We start from the raw sequence: 21,770 nt of genomic DNA, 5'->3' as shown, positions 1-21,770 counted from the left end.
CACCGGCCGTCCCCGCCGCCTCGTTGTGGTGGCCTGCGACGATGACGCCCGTGACGGGTGACGCGGTGGTGCAGGAGGTCGGCGGCCGGCCGACGATTTCCTGGTGGCAGGTGCTGCGGGTGGCCCTGGTCGTCGGCTGGGTCGCGTGGGCGTGCCTCACCTGGTGGTCGGCCCCCCGCGAGGCGACCGTCGAGCAGGCCCGCGCCGACATCGCCGCCGGCCGGCTGACGTACTACGAGTGGGGCAACGGCTGGGAGCACGACTCCGGCCCCGTCAGCGCCTTCCCCTCCGGCCTGGAGCAGCAGGATGGCCCCGGGCCGATGCTGCTGTGGCGCACCACCGACGGGCGCCGGCACTACACCACGGTCGACAACGACAGTGTCGACGGCGAGCCGCCCGCCGAGGACGGCACCCTGTACTCCCGCCCCGAGGCCACCCGGCTCGACCAGGAGTTGCAGGCGTACGAGCCGCGCCGGCCGGCCGACCCGCCGGTCGAGACCGTGCAGGTCGGCCTGCTCATCGCCGGCACCCTGCTGGTGCTCTGGGCCCTGGTCTCCGCGCCCGACCCGGTCACCGGCACCAAGTGGTTCTGGTTCTGGCTGGTCTCCGGCGTGCCGCTCGGCCTCGGCATGCTCTGGTGGCTGGCCCGCGAACGGCCCTGGCGGCCGCGGGCCGAGCCCCGCTTCGGCCCGCCCGGCCGGGAGAACCGGCTCAGGTGGTGGGCCGGCATCGGCATCGGCATCCTCGCCGGCTTCGCGGTCAGCCTGGCCGTGCTGGGCCTGCGCGGCCTGCTCGGCGCGGACCTGGTGCCGGTGGTCCGCTGAGGCCCGGCTACCCGAGTCGCTCGGCCAGCAGCGGCCCCAGCACTTCCAGGGTCGCCGGGTCCAGCAGCTCGGAGTGGGCCACCGCCAGCTCGTGCACCTCCATCCGGCCGGTCAGCGGCCGCCAGGCCGGCGCCGCCGGGCCGCTGAACCCCTGCTCCGGCACGGTCGCCTCGACGAAGAAGACCTCGCCGGCGTAGGCCGGATACTCCGCCGCCGCCAGCAGCCGGTCCGCGGCCAGGTAGCTCTCCAGCACCAGCCCGATCTGCTCCTCGGTCAGCGCCGCCACGCTGCCGCCGGCCGCGCGGACGAAGCCGACGGCTTCCGGCACCGTGAGGTCGGGGTCGCTGACGGCGTACCCCATCTCGGTGAGCAGGGCCGCGACCGTCGACGGGCCCCGGGCCGCATCGCGGCGGGCGTCGAGCATTCCCACGAACGCGACGGTACGGCCGCGCGCGGTCAGCGCGGCGGCCACGCACAGCGCCAGCGCCCCGCCGAACGACCAGCCCAGCAGCCGGATCGGCCCGGTCGGCTGCCGCGCGGCGATCCGCCCGGCGTGGGCCTCGGCCAGCGCCGTGAGCGACGACGGCAGCTCGCCGCCGGAGAGCGGCGGGAACTGCAGGCCGATCAGCGGTACGCCCGGCAGGTGCCGCTTCAGGCCGGCGAACTGCCAGCTCAGGCCGCTCGCCGGGGCCAGGCAGAACAGCGGCGGCCGGTCCCCGCCGGGGTGCAGGGTGAGCACCGCGGCCAGGGCGTCGCCGGCCGGCGCGTCGCCGGCCAGTAGCCGGGCCACCCCGGCGACCGTGGGGGCGGTGAAGAGCCGGGCCACCGGCACGTCCGCCCCCAGCTCCCGGCGCAGCGCGGTGGCCAGCCGGACCAGCAGCAGCGAGTGGGCCCCGAGCGCGAAGAAGTCGTCGTGCACGCCGACCTCGGGCACGCCGAGCACCTCGGCGGCGATGCGGGCGACCGCCGCCTCGGTCCGGGACCGGGGCGTGGTGCCGGTGGCGGTGACGGCCGGCTCCGGCAGCGCGGCCCGGTCCACCTTGCCGTTGGGGGTCAGCGGCACCGCGTCCAGGACGTGCGTCACGGCCGGCACCAGGTAGCCGGGCAGCGCGTCGTCCCACAGCCCGGCCGGCGCCGCGCCGGTGGTCGTCGTCAGGTACGCCACCAGCCGGTCGCCGCGGGCCACCACCACGGCGCGGGTCACGTCCGGGTGGGCCAGCGCCACCGCCTCGATCTCGCCCGGCTCGATCCGGAAGCCGCGCACCTTCACCTGGTGGTCGGTGCGGCCCAGGTAGACCAGCCGGCCGTCCCGGAGCACGACCAGGTCGCCGGTGCGGTAGAGCCGCTGCCCGCCGGCCGCGGCGACGAAGCGGGACGCGGTCAGCCCCGGACGGCCCAGATAGCCCCGGGCCACCTGGGCGCCACCCAGGTACAGCTCCCCCACCACGCCCGGCGGCACCGGCTGGAGCCGCTCGTCGAGCACGTACGCGGCGGTGCCGGGCAGCGGGCGCCCGATGGAGCCGGCCCAGTCCGCCGTCACGTCGTCGCGGGTGGCCCACACGGTGACCTCGGTGGGGCCGTACAGGTTGACCACCGCGGCGGTCCGGGCGACCAGGTCCGCTGCCAGCGGGGCGGGCAGCGCCTCGCCACCGACCAGCGCCCGCACCCCGGACAGGTCCACATCGGAGGATTCCAGCAGGGCGGCCCAGAGCGACGGGGTCGCCTGCATCGCGGTGACCCGCTGCTCGCGCAGCAGCGTGGCCAGCAACAGCGGGTCGCGGACCTGCTCCGGCGAGGCCAGCACGACGGTGCCGCCGGCCAGCAGCGGGCCCATCAGCTCCAGCACCGAGATGTCGAACGACAAGGTGGTGACCGCGAGCAGCCGGTCGTCGCCGGCCAGCGGCACGGCGGCCAGGAACGCCGCCAGGTCGCGGTGGGTCACCACGACGCCCTTGGGCCGGCCGGTCGAGCCGGAGGTGTAGATGACGTACGCGGCGTGCTCCGGCCGGATCGACACGGGCGGCGCGGGAGCGGGCACCGCCTCGGCCAACCGGATCGTCGGCACCCCGGCGAGGTCGGTGGCGCCGATCACCGCGGCCGGTTGGGCGTCCTCGACCATGATGGCGAGCCGCGCGGCGGGGAACGCCGGGTCGAGCGGCAGGTACGCCGCGCCGGCCTTGGCCACGCCCAGCACCGCGACGACCAGGCCGGCCGAGCGGGGCAGGTGGATGCCGACGAGGCTCTCCGGGCCGATGCCGCGCGCCATCAGCAGGGCGGCCAGGGCGTCGGAGGCCCGGTCCAGCTCGGCGTAGCTCCAGCTCACCCCGTCGGCGACGAGGGCCTCGCCGTGGTGACGGGAGAGCGCGGCAAACCAGGGACCGGCCGGGGCGGCCGGGGCGGCCGGGGCGGCCAGGGCCAGGTCGCGGCGGTCGTCCTCGGTGAGCAGGTCCGCGTCGGTCACGGGGACCCCGGGACCGGCGGCGAAGGCGGCCAGCAGCGCGGTGAGCCGCTCCAGCAGCCGCTGGGCGGTCCCGGCCCGGAAGCGGCCGGCGTCGTACTCGCAGGTGACCTCGACCCCGTCCGCACCGCCGTCGACGAAGGTGACGTTCAGGTCGACCTTCGGCTCGGCCGGCACGTCCGGCGCGGCCAGCACCGGCAGCCCCAGCACCGGGCCACCGTCCGCCGGCCGGTGGAAGTAGCCGATCATCACCTGGAACAGCGGGTTGCGCCCGGCCGCCCGAGGCGGGTTGACCAGCTCCACCATCTGCTGGAACGGCACCCCGGCGTGCTCGAACGCGGCCAGGTCGGCGGCGCGCACCCGGCGCAGCAGCTCGGCGAAGGTGGGCGCGCCGCTCAGGTCGGCGCGCAGCACGACGGTGTTGACGAAGAAGCCGACCAGGTCGTCCAGCGCGGCGTCCCCCCGCCCGGAGGTGGGGCTGCCGATCGGCACGTCGGCGCCGGCGCCGTGCCGGGACAGCAGCACGGCCAGGGTGGCGTGCAGGGCCATGAAGAGGCTGGCCGACTCGCCGCGGGCGATCTCCCGCAGCGGGTCGATCAGGCCGGCGGGCAGGGTGGCGCGGACCAGCCCGGCCGTCCGGCGTCCCGGGCCGCGCGGGGCGTCGGCCGGCAGGGTGATCTCGTCCGGCAGCCCGTGCAGCGCGGTCCGCCAGAAGTCCAGGTCGGCCGGGTCGTCCTCAAGGGACAGCGCGTAGTCGGCGTACTGCACGGGCAACGGGGTGAAGGCGGGCGGACGGCCGGCCCGGCGGGCCAGGTAGGCGGTGCTCAGGTCGCGCAGCAGCGGGCCGTCCGACCACTCGTCCATCGCGATGTGGTGCAGGACCAGCGCCAGCACCGTGCTGTCGCCCTCGTCCACGACGGCCGCCCGGATCGGCAGGTCGGCGGCCAGGTCGAAGGGCCGGGCGACCAGCTCGGCCACCGCGACGCCGGTCAGCACCGGCAGGCTCGCCGGCGGTTCGGTGATGCGCTGCGCCGAGCCGGAGATCAGCGTGCGCAGCACCTCGTGCCGGGCCACCACGTCCGCCAGCGCCCGGGACAGCGTGGGCACGTCGACCGGGCCGGCCAGGCGGACCACCAGCGGGTAGTGGTAGGCGCTGGAGCCGGGGTCGAGCTGGTCGAGCAGCCAGAGCCGCTGCTGGGCCGGCGAGAGCGGCAGCACGTCCGGTCGGGGCCGCGCGGTGACGGCGGCCCGTGCCGGGCCGGCGGTGGCCCGGGCCAGCCGTTCCGGGGTACGGGCATCGAACAGCGCCCGCAGCGACAGGTCCCCGCCCAGCTCGGCGCGCACCCGGCCGAGCAGCCGCAGCGCGGTCAGCGAGTGCCCGCCGGCGTCGAAGAAGTCGTCCTCGACGCCGAACGACGGCAGCCCCAGCACCTCGGCGAAGAGCGCGCAGAGCCGGCGTTCCCGGTCGTCGGCGGGCGGCCGGGAGCCGGTGGCCACCGGGGCGGTCGGGGGCAGCGCGGCGGTGTCGAGCTTGCCGTTGACGGTCAGCGGCAGGCTGTCCACGACGGCGTACAACGACGGGACCAGGTACGACGGGAGGCGCTCGCGCAACGCGGACCGCACCGCCGCCGGCGCCACGGATCCGACCAGGTAGGCGTGCAGCGCGCCGTCGCGGGCCAGCACAGCCGACCGGCGGACGCCGGGCACCGCGGACACGGCCGTCTCCACCTCGCCCAGCTCGATCCGGTAGCCGCGGATCTTCACCTGGTCGTCGGTGCGGCCGAGGAAGTCCAGGTTGCCGTCCGGGCGTTCGCGCACCACGTCGCCGGTGCGGTAGAGCCGGGTGCCGCCGGGGCCGGCGACGAACCGCGCGGCGGTCAGGCCGGGCCGGTTCAGGTAGCCGCGGGCCAGTCCGGCGCCGGCGATGTAGAGCTCCCCCGCCACCCCGGGCGGGACCGGGCGCAGCCAGCCGTCCAGGACGTAGCCGACGGTGTTCCAGATCGGCTTGCCGACGGTGGCGGTGGCGCTGTCACCCGTACCGGCGCCCAGGGTGTTGATGGTGTATTCGGTCGGCCCGTAGAGGTTGTAGCCGGCCACGCCCTCGGTGTCACGCAGCGCCGTCCAGAGCTTCTCGGAGACGGCCTCGCCGCCGAGCAGCACCAGGCACGGGCGGTGGTCGCCGGCCAGCAGGCCCTCGTCGAGCAGGGCCTGCGCGTACGTCGGGGTCAGGTTGACCACGTCCACCCGGTGCTCGGCGCAGTAGGCGACCAGGGCCCGGCCGTCGCGGCGCAGCTCCTCGTCGGCGACGTGCACGTGGTGGCCCTCGACCAGCCAGAGCAGCTCCTCCCAGGACATGTCGAAGGAGAAGCTGACCGTGTGCGCGATGGTGAGCACCCGGCCGCCGGCCGCCTCGACCGTCGGCGCGAAGATCGCCTCGCGGTGGTTGAGCTGCATGTTGGTCAGCCCCCGGTACGGCGTCACGACCCCCTTGGGCCGCCCGGTCGAGCCGGAGGTGTAGATGACGTACGCGGGCCGGTCCAGCCGCCCGGGTGTGCCCGGCGCGAAGTCGGCCAGCCACGGCTCGCCGACCTCGGCGTAGAGCCCGGCCAGCGACTCCAGCACCAGCAGCGGCCGGGCGTCGTCGATCATGTCCTGTCGCCGTTCGGCCGGCAGGTCCCGATCCAGCGGCAGGTACGCCGCCCCGGCCCGCAGCACCGCGAACAGCGCCACCACCATGTCGACCCCGCGCGGCAGGGCCAGGCCGATGATCGTCTCCGGGCCGGCCCCCAGCGACCGCAGGCCGCGGGCCACCGCGCTGACCCGCCCGTCCAGCTCGGCGTAGCTCAGCGTGACCCCGTCGTGGGTCAGCGCGGCCTGGGCCGGCGTCCGGAGGGCCTGCTCGGCCAGCATCTCGGCGATGGTCAGGTCGGGGATCTCCGCGACCCGGCCGAGCTGCGGCGGCGGCACCGGCAGCGGCACGGCGGCGACCGCGGCGTCGGTGTCCAGCGTGCGCAGCACCCGGCCGAGCCGCGCGAGCAGCGCCCGGGCCTCCGCCTCGGGCACCACGTCCGAGCGATACTCCAGCCGGATCCGCAGCTCCCGCCCGGGGGTGGCGACCCAGGTGAGCGGGTAGTGGGTGGCGTCCACAGCCTCGACGCCGACGATGCCGTGTTCGGTCTCCAGGTCGGTGAACGTGTCGTCGCCGAGGAAGTTCTGCAGCACGTACAGGTTGTCGAAGAGTGGGCCGCGGCCGGCCGCGCGCTGGATGTCGCCCAGGCCGACGTACTCGTGGGCCATCAGGTCGATCCGCTCGGCCTGCACCCGCCGCAGCACGTCGCGCACCGGCTCGCCGGCGGCCAGGGTGACCCGCTGCGGGACGGTGTTGAGGAAGACGCCGACCACCTCGTCGATGCCGTCCAGCTCGGTGGGCCGCCCGGCGACGGTGGTGCCGAAGGTGGCCTCGGCGCGCCCGGACGCGTGGCTCAGCACGATGCCCAGGGCGGTGCTCAGCACGGCGTTGAGGGTGACCCCGGCGGCCCGGGCCTGCTCGGTGAGCCGGGCCGTCTGCGCCTCGGTGAGCCGCAGGGCGAGGCTGGTGGCCAGCACCGGCCGGGTGCCCGCGGCGGCCGGGTACAGGATGGTCGGCTCGCCGAGCCGGTCCGCCCAGGCGCGGGCCGAGGCCGCGGTGTCCTGCTCCCTCAGCCAGTCGAGGTAGTCGGTGAAGGCGGCCTTGCGCGGCGCGACGGGACGGCCCGCGTACGCGCCGAACAGGTCGCGCAGCACCAGCTCGCGGGACCAGCCGTCCCAGAGCAGCAGGTGGTAGGTGAACAGCAGGCGGTCCCGGCCGCCGGGCAGCCGGACCACGGTGAGCCGGGCCAGCGGCGGTCGCGCCAGGTCGAACGGGCGGGCCCGGTCGGCCGCCATGATCTCGTCGAGCCGGTCCGGGCCGGCCTCGACGACCTCGACGACCGCCGGGACCTCGGTGCCCAGGATCGCGACCGCCTTGTCCCGGCCCTCGTCGGTGAAGCCCAGCCGGGTCGCCGGATGAGCCGCCAGCACGGCCGCGAAGGCGCGTTCCAGCGCGGGCACGTCGAGCCGGTAGCCGACGTCGAAGGCGTTCTGTGCGACGTAGACGTCGGCCGCCCCGGCCAGCTTGGCCTGGAAGAACAGGCCGTCCTGCAACGGCGACAGCGGCCACTGCTGCTCGGCCGGCGCCAGCGCCGCCGCCCAGCCGTCGGCGATCGTCCGGGTGGCGTCCAGCCCGAGGCCCTCGTCGGCGTAGGTGAGGACCGCGTGCAGCTCCCGGCCGCGGATCCAGACGTTCACCTCCAACAGGTACGGCGTCCCGGCCTCGGTCCGTACCCGGATGTCCTCGTCGGCCGGGGACCAGTCCGTGGTGTCTTCGGTGAAGCGGCCCAGGTAGTTGAAGAGCACCTGCGGGGCGCCGAGCCGGGCCAGCGCGGCGGCCGAGCGCGGGTTGACGTAGCGCAGCAGGCCGAAGCCGAGGCCGTCGTCCGCGGGGGCCGTCGCGGGCAGCCGGACCGGGGAGATCGCGGTGAACCAGCCGACGGTACGGGACAGATCCGCGTCGCCGATCGGCTCGCGGCCGTGCCGTTCCAGGTCGATCACGAGGTCGGCCTCGGCGCCCCGCCAGCGGTTGACCGCGGTGTGCAGCGCGGCGAGCAGCTTGCCGGTCACGTCCCCGCCGAGCAGGGCCGGGTCCACCGGCACGCGCAGCTCGTGGTCGCGGACCGGCCCGGCCGCCGGCGCGCCCGGCACCAGCTCGCCGCCGGGGGCGAGGACCTGCTGCCAGCGCGGGAACTCGGCCAGCCGGGACGCGCTGCCGGCCTCCTCGGTGAGTTGCCGGGCGAACGTCCGCAGCGAGGTGCCGACCGGGTCGAGGGCACGACCCTCGTACGCCTGGCGCAGATCCTCGGTGAGGATGGACCAGGAGACGCCGTCGACCACCAGATGGTGGGCGACCAGCAGCAGCCGGCCCTGGGCCTGCGGACCGGCGTCGAAGAAGACCGCCTCCAGCACGCGTCCGGCGTCCGGGTCGAGTCGCGCGACGGCCTCCTCGGCCGCCTGCTTGATGACGTCCGGGTCGACGCCGTCCACTGTGGTCAGCGCCACCCGGCCGGTCGCGGTGATCTCCTGCGACCACAGCCAGGGCGCCGGGCGGCTCAGCCGCAGGCGCACCGCGTCGTGCCGTTCCACCAGGGCGTCCAGCGCCCGTTGCAGCCGGGCCGCGGTCGCCCCCGGCGGGGTGCGCAGCAGGTCGGACTGGTGCACGCGGTTGATGTCGCCGCCCAGCTCGGCCAGCCGGTGCACGATCGGCAGCAGCGCCACCTCGCCGATACCGTCGCTCGGCGCCGCCACCGGGGCCGGCGCGGCCCCGGTCGCGGCCAGCGCGGCGGGCGTGCGCTTGAGGAAGACGTCGCGGGGAGAGATCCGTACGCCGCTGCGCTTGGCCCGGTTGACCAGCTGGATGGCCACGATGCTGTCGCCGCCCAGCGCGAAGAAGTCGCCGTCGGCCGGCACCGGGACCCCCAGCACCTCGGCGAACAGCCCGCGCAGCGCGGTGACCGCAGGTGGCTCATCCTCTTTCATCTCGGCGACGGCGACGACGGGTGCCGGCAGCGCGTCCCGGTCGAGCTTGCCGTTGACGGTCAGGGGCAGCGCGTCCAGCGTCACGAACGCCGCTGGGACCATGTAGTCGGGCAGCACGGTGGCGAGGTGGGCGCGGACGGCGTCGACGTCGGGGCGGGTCCCGGCCCGGGCGACCAGGTAGCCGACCAGCTTGCCGTCGCGCACGGTCACCGTCGCGTCCGAGACGCCGCCCAGGGCCAGCAGGGCCGCGGTGATCTCGCCCGGCTCGATCCGGTAGCCGCGAACCTTCACCTGGTGGTCCGAGCGGCCGAGGTAGACCAGCTCGCCGTGCTCCCGGCGGGCCAGGTCGCCGGAGCGGTAGAGCCGGCCGGACCCGAACGGGTTGGCCACGAACCGCGACGCGGTCAGCGCCGGCCGGTCCAGGTAGCCGCGGGCCAGCTGCGCGCCGGCCACGTACATCTCGCCGGTCACGCCCTCGGGCACCGGCTGCAGGTAGGCGTCAAGCAGGTGCACGGTCAGGCCGGGCAGGGCGGCGCCGATGACGCTGGGCCCGGTCACGTCGTCCGGGCGCAGGGCCCGGAAGGAGACGTGCACGGTGGTCTCGGTGATGCCGTACATGTTGACCAGCTGCGGGGTGGTGTTACGGGCGTACCAGGCGGTGAGGCGGGACAGGTCCAGGGCCTCGCCGCCGAAGACGACGTACCGCAGCGGCAGCCGGTCCGGCTCGGCCGCGTCCGCCTCGATCAGCGGGTAGAACGCGGACGGCGTCTGGCTGAGCACCGTGACGCCCTCGGTGCCCAGCAACGCCCGGAAGCGTTGCGGGTCACGGGCCACGTCGTGCGGGACGACGACGAGCCGGCCACCGTGCAGCAGCGGGCCCCACAGCTCCCAGACCGAGAAGTCGAACGCGTACGAGTGGAACATGGTCCACACGTCGTCCGCGCCGAAGGCGAAGTGCCGCTCGGCGGCGGCGAACAGCGCCAGCACGTCCCGGTGCGTCACGACCACGCCCTTGGGCCGGCCGGTCGAGCCGGAGGTGTAGATGACGTAGGCGGCGTTGGCGCCGGCCAGCGCCACGACCGGCCGGGTGTCCGGGCGGCCCGGGGCGTCGACGGGCAGGCCGCCCGCGCCGATCCGGCAGACCGGCGCCGCGTCGCCGAGGATGTACTGCTGCCGGGCGGCCGGGGCGCCGGGGTCCACCGGCACGTAGCAGCCGCCGGCCTTGACCACCGCCAGCAGCGCCACGACCAGGTCGGCGCCGCGGGGCAGGGTGACCGCGACCCGGGACTCCGGCCGCACGCCCCGGGCGATCAGCTCGTGCGCGAGCCGGTTCGACCGCGCCTCCAGCTCGGCGTAGGTCAGGGTGGTGTCCCCCGCGGTCACCGCGACGGCGTCCGGCCGGTCCAGCACCAGATCGAGCGTGCTGTCGCCGACCTCCAGGGCCTGGCCGTCGCTCACCACGGCGCCCAGGTCCAGGGTGGACACCGGGCGGTCCAGGCCGTCGGCGAACTGGTCCAGGATCCGGTGCACCAGGCCGGCGAGCCGCTGCGCGCCCGGGGCGCCGACGTCGTACTTGATCTCCAGCGTCAGGGTCTCCCCCGGGAACGCCACCAGCGACACGGGATAGTGCGGCGAATCGGTGCCGGTGAAGCCGCGTACGCCGAGTCCGTCCGGATCGCCGCCGGCGACCGCCGGGAAGTTCTCCACCACCACCATCGAGTCGAACAGCTCGCGGACCCCGGCCAGCCGGTTCAGCTCGGCCAGCCCGACCTGCTGCACGTCGAGCACGTCGGTCTGCTGCTCCTGCAGGCGGCGCAGCACGGCGGCCAGCGGCTCGTCCGGCCGCCAGGCCATCGGCACCGGCACGGTGTTGATCAGCAGGCCGACGACGGACTCCACCCCGGGCAGCGCGCCGCCGCGTCCGGAGACCGTCGAGCCGAACACCACCCGGTCGCGGCCCAGCAGGCGGCCGAGCAGCAGGCCCCACGCGCCGTGCACGAGCGTGCTCACGGTGACGCCGTGCGCCCGGGCCACCTCGGCCAGCTCGCGGGTCCGGGTGAAGGTGGCGAAGGCGCTGTCGTGGCGCGAGACCGTGGTGATGTCCGGGTACAGCGTGGTCGGCTCGACACCGGCCAGCGCGGTGGCCCAGGCGGCGCGCGCGGCGTCCCGGTCGCGGGTGACGACGGACTCGACGTGGTCGCGGAACGTCACGGCCGGGGCCGGCAGCTCCCGGCCGTGGTACGCGGCCACGACATCGGAGAACACCAGCGGGTACGACCAGCCGTCGGCCAGGATGTGGTGCATCGTCTCGATCAGCCGGTGCTCGGTGGCGCTCAGCGAGACCAGCGCGTACCGCAGCACGGGCGGGTGGGCCAGGTCGAACGGCTGGGCCAGCTCGGCCGCCGCGATCTCGGCCAGCCGCTCCGGGCCGTCGGCGGCGTACTCGCGCCACGGCACCTGCACGTCGGCCGCGACGACCTGCACGATCCGCCCGTCGCGCAGCTCGCGGAAGGAGGCGCGCAGCGCGTCGTGGCGGCGTACCGCGGCCTCGACCGCGCGGCGCAGGCGGGCCGGGTCGACCTCGCCGGTCAGCTCGGCGATCTGCTGCACCGCGTAGGTGTCGACCTCGGCGGTCACCGCGTGGAAGTACATGCCCTCCTGCAGCGGCAGCAGCGGCAGCACGTCGGCGGCGTCGGCGAACGCGTCCACGTCGTCCTGGGTCAGCGTGACCAGCGGGAAGTCCGCCGGGGTGTGCCCGCCGACGTCGGCCGTGGCCAGCTCGCGCAGCGCGGCCAGCCACTGTTCGCCCAGCGCGACGACCCGCTCCTCCGTGAGCAGGCCGGCGGGCCAGGACAGGGTGGCGGTGAAGACGTCCCCGGTGGTGTGCGCGTTGATCTCCAGCGGCATCGCCGGGTTGGCCGGGTCCACGCCCTCGCGCAGCGGCGCGGCGGGACTCCAGTCGCCGCCGTCCCCGGCGCCGAAGCGGCCCAGGTAGTTGAAGAGGATCTGCGGCGCCGGACCCAGATCCTCCTCGTGCAGCCAGCGCAGGTGGCCGTACCCGATGCCGCCGGCCGGCACCGCGCGCAGCTGTTCCTTGACCGCCCGGGCGGCGGCGGCGATGTCGCCGGCCGGGCCGGGGTCGAGCCGCACCGGGTGGATCGCGGTGAACCAGCCGACCGTGCGGGACAGGTCCAGCTCGCCGGTGCGGCCGTGGCCCTCCAGGCTGACCAGCACCGGCCCGTCGGCGTCGCGCCAGCGGTTGACGGCGACGGCCAGAGCGGTGAGCAGCACGTCGTTGACGCCGCCGAACATCGCGGCGGGCACGGTGGTCAGCAGCGGGACGGCCACCTCGGCGGGCAGGCTGACGGTGACCGAGCGGACCGTGGCGGCGGTGTCGACCGCCGGGTCCACCGGCCGGTCGCCGAGGTCCGGGCCGGGCTCGGCCAGCGTGGCGCGCCAGAAGGCGGCCTCCCCGGCATGGTCGGCCCCGGCGGCGGCGAAGGTGCGGAAGGACGCGCCCACCTCGTCGAGGGTGACCGGGCGGCCGGCGGACACGTCGGTCCACGCCCGGGCCAGGTCGCCGGTGATGATCCGCCAGGAGACGCCGTCGATCACCAGGTGGTGGATGACCAGCGTCAGCCGGCGGCCGGTCCAGACGGCCTGCAGCATGATCCCGCGGGCGGGGTCCAGCCGGCGGACCGCCTCGGTCTCGTCGGGTGCGAACAGGCCCCCGGCGCGCAGGCCGGGCGCGGGCACGTGCAGGGTGCCGTCGAAGCTCGCCCGGAGCAGGTCGTGCCGGTCCAGCAGGGCCTGCAGGATCGTCTCGAGCTGGGCGCGGGTCAGCGCGGCCGGCGTGTGCCAGGCCATCGACTGGTAGAAGTGGGTCAGCGGCGTGGCGGACCGCACCGTCTCGGCGAGCATCGGGGTGAGCGGCACGTCGCCGAGGCCGCTGTCGGCCGCTACGGCCACCGTGGTCGCGGGCAGGCCGGCGGCGAGCGCCTGGACCGTACGGCGGCGGAACACGTCGCGCGGGGTGACGTGCAGGCCGGCCTTGCGGGCCCGGCCGGCGACCGCGATCGAGGAGATGCTGTCGCCGCCGATGGCGAAGAAGTCGTCGTCGAGGCCGACCTCGGGCAGGTCGAGCACGTCGGCGTAGATGCCGCAGAGCAGGGCCTCGCGCTCGTCGCGCGGGCCGCGGACGGCCGCCATGACCGGAGCGCCCGGCGGCAGCGCGGCGGTGTCCAGCTTGCCGTTGACGGTCAGCGGCAGGGCGTCCACGACGGCGTACAACGAGGGGACCAGGTAGGACGGCAGGCGCTCGGTCAGCGCCGACTTCACCAGGGCGGGCTCCACCGCGCCGACCAGGTAGGCGACCAGCTTGCCGTCCCGGGCCAGCACGGCGGCCTGGCGGACGCCCGGCACGGCCACGACCGCGGACTCCACCTCGCCCGGCTCGATCCGGTAGCCGCGGATCTTCACCTGGTCGTCGGTGCGGCCGAGGAAGTCCAGGTTGCCGTCCGGGCGTTCGCGCACCAGGTCGCCGGTGCGGTAGAGCCGGGTGCCGCCCGGGCCGGCGACGAAGCGGGCGGCGGTGAGGCCGGGCGCGTGCAGGTAGCCGCGGGCCAGGCCGGCGCCCTCGATGTACAGCTCCCCGACCACGCCGGGCGGGACCGGGCGGAGCCAGCTGTCCAGGACGTGACCGACGGTGTTGAGAATGGGCCGGCCGACGGTGGGGGTGGTGCTGTCGCCCGTACCGGCGCCCAGGGTGTTGATCGTGTACTCGGTGGGGCCGTACAGGTTGTAGCCGGTGGGGCCGGCCGGGTCGCCGAGCCGGGACCAGACCGCCTCGGTGACGGCCTCGCCGCCCAGCAGCACCAGCCACATCCGGTGCCCGTCGAGCAGGCCCTCGGCGAAGAGGTGGTGCGCGTACGTCGGCGTCACGTTGATCACGTCGATGGCGTGCGCGTGGCAGTACGCGACCAGCGCGGTGGCGTCCCGCCGCAGCTCCTCGTCGCAGACGTGCACCTCGTGCCCCTCGACCAGCCAGAGCAGCTCCTCCCAGGACATGTCGAAGGAGAAGCTGACCGTGTGCGCGATCCGCAGCCGTTCGACCCCGGCCGCCCGGGCCCGCGCCACGGTCGGGCCGAAGATCTCGGCCCGGTGGTTGAGCTGCATGTTGGTCAGCCCCCGGTACGGCGTCACGACCCCCTTGGGCCGCCCGGTGGAGCCCGAGGTGTAGATGACGTACGCGGGCCGGTCCAGCCGGTTGCCGGCGAAGTCGGGATGGGTGGCCGGGCCGTCGTCCTGCGCGAGGCCGTCCAGCGAGGTCAGCACCAGCAGCGGCGCGGCGTCGTCGATCATCTGCTGTCGCCGCTCGGCCGGCAGGTCCCGATCCAGCGGCAGGTACGCCGCCCCGGCCCGCAGCACCGCGAACAGCGCCACCACCATGTCGACCCCGCGGGGCAGGGCCAGCGCGACGATCCGCTCCGGGCCCGCGCCCCGGGCGACCAGCCCCCGCGCGACCGCGTCGATCCGCGCGTCCAGCTCCGCGTAGGTCAGGCGCCGCTCGCCCGCGACGAGCGCGACCGCCGTCGGGGTCCTCCGGGCCTGCGCCGCCAGCATCTCCGCGATGGTGACGTCCGGGACATCGGCGCCCCGGCCCCGGCTGGTCGCGGCGTCCAGCGGCACCGCACCGGCCGCGACGGAGAGGTCGTCCGCCAGCGCCCGCAGCACGCGGGTCAGATCGTCCACCATGGACTTCGCGGTGGCCGCGGTGATGACGTCCGGGCGGTACTCCAGCTTGATCCGCAGGTTCGCGTCCGGGGTGAGCACCCAGGTCAGCGGGTAGTGCGTGGTGTCGGTGTACGCGACGTCGACGATCCCCTGCGCGGCCTCCAGCTCGGCGAACGTGTCGTCGGCGAGGAAGTTCTGCAGCACGTACAGGGTGTCGAAGAGCTGGTCGTGGCCGGCCGCGCGCTGGATGTCGCCCAGGCCCAGGTACTCGTGCGGCGCCAGGTCGAGCCGGTCCCGCTGGGCCCGGCGGGCCAGCTCGGCGACGGGCGTGCCGGGGGTGGCCGCGACCCGGGCGGGCACGGTGTTGAGGAACAGGCCGATGACGTTCTCGATGCCGGGCAGGTCGGTGGGGCGCCCGGCGACGGTGGTGCCGAAGGTGACGTCGGTCCGGCCGGTGCGGTGCCCCAGCACCAGGCCGAGCGCGACGGTCAGCACCGCGTTGAGCGTGACGCCGGCCCGGCGCGCCTGCTCGTGCAGCCGGGTGGTCACCGCGGTGGGCAGCGCGGCGAGGATCCGGTCGGAGACCATCGGCTCGCGGCCCACGGCCTCCGGGACCACGATGGTCGGCTCGCCCAGCGCGGCCGTCCAGGCGGCGGCCGAGGCGGCGGTGTCGCGCGCGGCGATCCACGCCAGGTAGTCGGTGAAGCGGGGGCCGTCCAGCGGCAGCGCGCCGTGCTCGCCGCGCGAGTCGTACAGGGCGAACAGCTCGCGCAGCACCAGCTCCCGCGACCAGCCGTCCCAGAGCAGGAAGTGGCAGGTCAGCAGCAGCCGGTCGGTGCCGTCGGGGCGGCGGACCACGGTGAGCCGCAGCAGCGGCGGCGTGTCCAGGTCGAACGGGCGCTCGCGGTCCTCGGCGGCGATCAGCTCGGGGTCGCCGTCGCGCACGGTGACGGCCGCGGGCACGCTCGGGTGCACGACCTGCCGCGGGCGCGGGTCGCCGGTGAAGCTCACCCGCAGGGTCGGGTGCCGGTCGAGCAGCGCCGCGAACGCCAGCTCCAGCGCCGGCACGTCAATGCGCCGGTCCAGGTCGAAGACGTTCTGCGCGATGTAGGTGCTCGCGCCCTCGGCGAAGGTGGCCTGGTAGTAGACGCCCTGCTGCAGCGGCGACAGCTCCCAGACCTCGGCGGCGGTGGTCGCCTCCGGCTCGGCGGCCGGCTGCTGGCCGGCCGCGGCGATCGCCGCGGCCGTCCGGGCGCGGAAGACGTCCTGGGTGGACACCGCGATCCCGTCCCGGGCGAGCAGGTTGACCAGCCGGATGGCGGTGATGCTGTCCCCGCCGGCGGCGAAGAAGTCGTCGTGCACGCCGACCGACGCGACGCCGAGCACGGCCGCGAACCGCGCGCAGACCAGCGCCTCCCGGGCGGTGCGCGGCGGCGTGGCCACGGCCACGGCCGGGTCCGGCAGGGCGCGGCGGTCCCGCTTGCCGTTGGGCAGCAGCGGTACGGCGGCCAGCACGGTCACCGTCGCCGGCACCAGGTACGCGGGCAGCTCCTGCCGCAGGGTCGCGAGCAGGCCCGGCGGGTCGAGGCGCTCCCCGACCACATAGGAGTGCAGGCTCTTGCCGTCCCGCGCCACCGCCACCGCCTCGCGGACGCCCAGGCGGCGCAGCAGTGCCGCCTCCACCTCGGCCAGCTCCACCCGGTGGCCGTTGACCTTGACCTGGTCGTCGTTGCGCCCGCGGAACTCCACCGCGTCGCCGAGCCAGCGGCCCAGGTCGCCGGTGCGGTAGAGCCGCTCGCCAGGGATGAACGGGTCGGCCACGAACCGGGCCGCGGTGGCGCCGCCCTGGCCCAGATAGCCGCGGGCCAGCTGGACGCCGCCGACGTAGATCTCGCCCACCGCGCCCGGGGCGACCGGGGCGAGGGTGGCGTCGAGCAGGTGGACCCGTACCCCCGGGACTGCCCGGCCCAGGGTGACCGTCTCCCCGGGCCGGACCGCGCCGGCCAGCACGTCGCCGGTGTTCTCGGACGCGCCGTAGGAGTTGACGATCGTGGCGCCGGGCGAGGCCGCCCGCAGCGCGGCGACGGTGCCCGCGTCCAGGGCCTCGCCGCTGGTGATCCAGCGCCGCAGGCCGCGGACCCGCTCCGGCGCGGTCTCGGCCAGCGCGGCGGCCAGGCTCGGCACGGCGAGCAGCTGGGTGGCGCCGGACTCGGCGACCAGCCGGGCCAGGGCCGCGCCGTCGGCCGCCGCGGTCTCGTCGGCGATCACCACGGTGGCCCCCGCGACCAGGCCGCCGAGCAGCTCGGTGGTGCCGTCGATGAAGCTCATCGAGCTCTTGGCCACCCGCACCGGGCCGTCCCAGGCGTCGCGGGCCCAGGCCAGGCGGTTGGCCAGGCCGGCGTGGGTGCCGACGACGGCCTTGGGCCGCCCGGTGGAGCCGGACGTGTAGACCACCGACGCCGCGTCGGACCCCTCGATCGTTACCGCCGGCGCGTCACCGCGCGCGGTCCGGAGCCGGACGGTCGGCCGGTCGTGCGGCGGCAGGGTCCGGGCGCTCGCGTCGTCCACGAGCACGCCGGCGGGCGCGGCGTCCTCCAGCATGAACTCGATGCGGGCGGCCGGATACCCCGGGTCCACGGGCAGGTACGCGGCGCCGGCGCGCAGCACGCCGAGCAGCGCGACCGGCAGCTCGGCGGTCCGCCGGGTGGCGACCGCGACGACGTCGCCGCGGCGTACCCCGGCGGCGTGCAGGGCGCCCGCCACCGCCCCGGCGCGCGACCACAGCTCGCCGTAGGTCAGTTCCACCGCGCCGCCGCGCACGGCGGTTCGGGAGGGGTCGACGGCCGCGATCATCTCGGGCACGCCGGCGCCGGTCAGCGCGGGCGCGCCCCGGCCCCGGGCGAGCGCGGCGGCCCGCTGCTCCCCGGAGAGCAGGTCGAGCGCGGCGACCGGCCGGGACGCGTCGGCGGCGATCGCGGCCAGCACCCGGACGTACTGCTCCAGCAGCAGCTCGGCGGTCTCCGGATCGAGCCGGTGGACGAGGTCGACGGCGACGGCGTCGCCCGGCTTGACCATCAGCGTCACCGGGTAGTGCGGCGCCTCGATCACGCGCATCCCGGCGACCCGCAGGTCACCGCCGGCGGGCGCGGCGGCCGCCGGATAGTTCTCGACCACCACGAGGGTGTCGAACAGCTCGGGCCGGCCGATCCGGCGCTGCACGTCGGCCAGCGCGGTCTGCTCGTGCTCGACCACCTCCCGCTGGGCCGCCGCGAAGCCGCGCAGCACGTCAGCGAGGCGGTCGGCGGTTGACCAGCGGACCCGGGCGGGCACCGTGTTGATGAGCAGGCCGGCGATCGCCTCGATGCCGGGCAGGTCGAGGCCGCGACCCGAGACCGTGTGCCCGAACACGACGTCGGTGCGCCCGGTGACGCGGCCCAGCAGCACACCCCAGGCGGCGGCGAGGACGTTGCCGACGGTGATGCCGTACGTGCGGGCGACGGCCCGGAGGCCGGTGCCGTCGACGGTCGCGGAGACCCGGGCGGCCGGGCCGGCGGCGCCGGGGGCCAGCAGGGTCGGCTCGTCCAGGCCGGCGAGCAGGCGGGCGTACGCCTCCGGGTCGCCGGCGCCGCGGCGGGCCAGGAAGTCGCGGAAGGCGGGGGCCGGCGGCAGGGCCTGGCCGGCGTAGCGAGCGAGCAGGTCGTTGAGGAGGAGCGGGACGGACCAGCCGTCGGCGACGATGTGGTGCACGGTCTGCACGAGCACGTGCCGGTCGGCGGCCAGCCGGACCAGCGCGTACCGCAGGGCCGGCGGGCGGGCCAGGTCGAACGGCTCGGCGCGCTCGGCGGCGGCCACGGCCTCCACGTCGTCGGTGACCACCAGCCGCCACGGCAGCTCGGGGCGCGCGCCGAGCACGGCCAGCACCTCGCCGTCGCCGACCGGGCGGAACGCGGCGCCCAGGTTCGGGTGGCGGTCGAACAGCTCCCCGGCCGCGCGGCGCAGCCGGTCGCCGTCCAGCGGCCCGGCCAGCTCGACGAGCTGCTGCACCACGTACGGGTCGGCGCCGGGCGCGTAGGTGGCGTGGAAGTAGAGGCCCGCCTGCAGCGGGGTCAGCGGCAGCACGTCGGTCACGTCCGGCCCGAGCGCGTCCACATCGGACTGGCTCAGGCCGGCCAGGGGGAAGTCCGACGGGGTGTGCCCGGTCACGGCCGGGTCGGCGGCGATCGCGGTGAGCAGCTCGACCCAGCGACCGGCGAGCTCCTCGACCCGCGCCCGGGTGAGCACGCCGGAGGCCCAGCTGAAAGTGGCGGCGAGCCCGGTGTCGAGGGCGACCGCGTTGAGTTCCAGCGCCCGGGGCAACGGCATGCGCGGGTCACGCCGCTCGGCCACGTCCTCACCCGCACCGAACCGGCCCAGATAGTTGAAGAGCACCTGCGGCTGCACCGCGAGTTCCGGCCGGGGCGCCAGGTACCGCAGGGCGCCGTAGGACAGGCCGTTGGCGGGCACCGCGCGCAGTTGCTCCTTGACCGCCTTGACCGCGGCCGCGACCGGCAGGCCGGTGACGTCCAGCCGGACCGGGAAGAGCGTGGTGAACCAGCCGACGGTGCGGGACAGGTCGAGGTCGACGACGTCCTCCTCGCGCCCGTGCCCCTCCAGCTCCAGCAGTAGCGGCGCGTCCGGGGAGAGCGCCAGCACGAGCGCGGCCACGAGCGCGTCGTTGACGCCGCCGTGGATGGCCGCGGGCACGGCGCTCAGCAGTCGCTCGGTGAGTTCGGCCGGCAGCGTGACGGTCAGCGTCTCCTCGGTGGCGACGGTGTCCCGGGCCGGGTCCAGCGCGCGGCTCCCCAGCAGGGCGACCGGCTCCGCGGCGACCGCGGCCCAGTGCGCCTCGTCGGCGCTGAAGTCCATCGCGGACAGTGCAGTGGCCCACTGCCGGTAGGAGGTCGGCGCGGGCGCGACGGGTAGCCCGGTGCGCAGGTCCTCGGCCAGCACGCGCAGCGACACCCCGTCCACGACGACGTGGTGGACCGCCACGACGAGGCGGTTCTCCACCGGCGCCCAGTCCACGGCGATCATCCGTTCCGTGCTCAGCCGGGCCACGGTGGCCTCGAAACCGGCGTCGACGGTGAGCACGTCGACCGGTGCGGCCGGGGGGATCGTCAGCACCGCGCCGTCGAGCCGGGCCCGCAGCACGTCGTGCGCGGCCAGCAACCCGTCCACCAGCGCACGCAGCCGGGCCTCGGTCAGGTCGGCGGGCGTCCGCAGCGTGACGGCCTGGAAGAACCCGTCGGTGGCCGAGCCGACCTCGTCCAGCCAGGCCACGATCGGCGTCGGCGGCACCGGCCCGGTCGGCTCCACGGTCGCGGCCCCCGGCTCGGCGGCGGCCGACACCACCAGCGCGAGCGCGGCCGGGGTCGGGTGGGCGAACAGGTCGCGGGCGCGCAGGGTGAGACCGGCCCGGCGGGCGGCCCGGACGGCGCCGATCGCCACGATGCTGTCCCCGCCGAGGGCGAAGAAATCGTCCTCCGCGCCGACCGCGGCCAGGCCCAGCACACCCGCGAACACGTCGCAGAGGGCGGCCTCGGTGGCGTTGCGGGGTGCCCGGGAGGCCGGTCCGGCCGGTCCGGGCGCGGGCAGGGCGCGGCGGTCCACCTTGCCGTTCGGGGTCAGCGGGAACGCGTCCAGCAGCACGAACGCCGACGGGACCATGTACTCCGGGAGCCGGCCGGCGCACCAGGCGCGCAGCTCGTCGCCCGTGGCGGGGGCGGCCGTGACGGCGTACCCGATCAGGTGCCGGTCGTGCACGACCACGGCGGCCTGGCGCACCGCGGGGTGGGCCGCGACCGCGGCCTCGACCTCCTCCAGCTCCAGCCGCATCCCGCGGATCTTGACCTGGTGGTCGGCCCGGCCGACGAACTCGAGCGTGCCGTCGGCGTGCCAGCGCGCCAGGTCGCCGGTGCGGTACATCCGCGCGCCGGGCTCGCCGAACGGGTTGGCCACGAAGCGGGCGCCGGTCTGCGCGGGCGCGTTGACGTAGCCGCGGCCGAGCAGAAAGCCCGCGGCGTAGAGCTCGCCGGTGACGCCGACGCCGACCGGGGCGAGGTCGTCGTCGAGGACGTAGAGCTGGGTGTGCGGGTTGGGCCGGCCGATCGAGGTGGCGATCCGCTCGGCCGCGTCCCGGTAGATCACGTGCGAGACGCCGATGGTCGCCTCGGCGGGGCCGTAGCCGTGGTACAGCGTGGTGCCGAGCTGCGCGCGGAACCGGTCGAACAGCTCCGGGGTGAGCACCTCGCCGCCGCACCACACGTGCTTGAGCCCGTCCAGCAGGTGGGTGCCGTGCGCCAGGTGCAGCAGCCCGTCGAGCATGGAGGAGACCAGGTAGACGAACGTCACGCCCTCGGCGGCGATCAGGTCGAGCAGGTACTGCGGGTCGCGTTCGCCGCCGGGCTCGGCCACCACCACGTAGCCGCCGGAGACCAGCGGCAGCAGGATCTCGTTGACGCCGATGTCGAACGACAGCGGCGCCTTGAACAGCGACGCGTCGCCCGGGCCGAAGCGCAGGACGTGCTCGGCCTGCCAGCGCAGCCGCTCGGCGATCGCCTCGTGCCGGATCATCGCGCCCTTCGGCGTGCCGGTCGAGCCGGAGGTGAAGATGACGTAGGCCAGCTGGCCGGGCGCGATCGGCACCTCGGGCGCCTCGGCCGCGCCCGGAGGCAGCTCGGTCAGCACGATCCGGGCCCGCGCCTCGGCCAGCACCTGCTGGCGGCGCCGGGCGGGCCAGGCCGGATCGACCGGCACGAAGGCGCCGCCGGCGACCATGACGCCGAGCACGGCGATGACCATCTCGGCCGAGCGCGGCATGCCGATGCCGACCACGTCCTCGGCCCGGACGCCGCGCTCGCGCAGGTGCCGGGCGACGGCGAAGACCCGGCCGCTGAGCTCCCGGTAGGTCAGCCGGGTGGCCCCGGCCACCAGGGCCAGGGCATCGGGGGTACGGCGGGCCTGGGCGACGAAGTCGGCGACCGCCGTCGAGGTGGTTTCCGGCCGGGAGTGGTTGTTCCACCGCGCGAGCAGCTCCTCGACGTCCTGCAGCCCTGCCGTCATCTGTCTCGCACCCTCCGATGTGGACGCCCACCCGGGCGCGCGCC

The 21,770-nt window shown here is 76.0% G+C and carries 2 protein-coding genes; one reads left to right on the top strand and one right to left on the bottom strand.

Features of this window, described 5'->3' with window-relative positions:
• Positions 1-50: 50 nt before the first annotated feature.
• The gene (locus Ani05nite_RS22025) at positions 51-824 is read left to right on the top strand and encodes a hypothetical protein (RefSeq protein ID WP_203770936.1); all 774 of its coding nucleotides are present in this window, start codon (positions 51-53) and stop codon (positions 822-824) included.
• Positions 825-831: 7 nt separating this feature from the next.
• Here Ani05nite_RS22025 and Ani05nite_RS22020 read toward each other — a convergent pair whose 3' ends face one another.
• Positions 832-21,726, bottom strand: a complete 20,895-nt coding sequence (locus Ani05nite_RS22020) for a non-ribosomal peptide synthetase (protein WP_203770934.1) — start codon at positions 21,724-21,726, stop codon at positions 832-834.
• Positions 21,727-21,770 lie beyond the last annotated feature (44 nt).

The organism is Actinoplanes nipponensis (assembly GCF_016862275.1).
GTDB lineage: Bacteria > Actinomycetota > Actinomycetes > Mycobacteriales > Micromonosporaceae > Actinoplanes > Actinoplanes nipponensis.
This window is presented reverse-complemented; position numbering and strand designations above follow the sequence as displayed.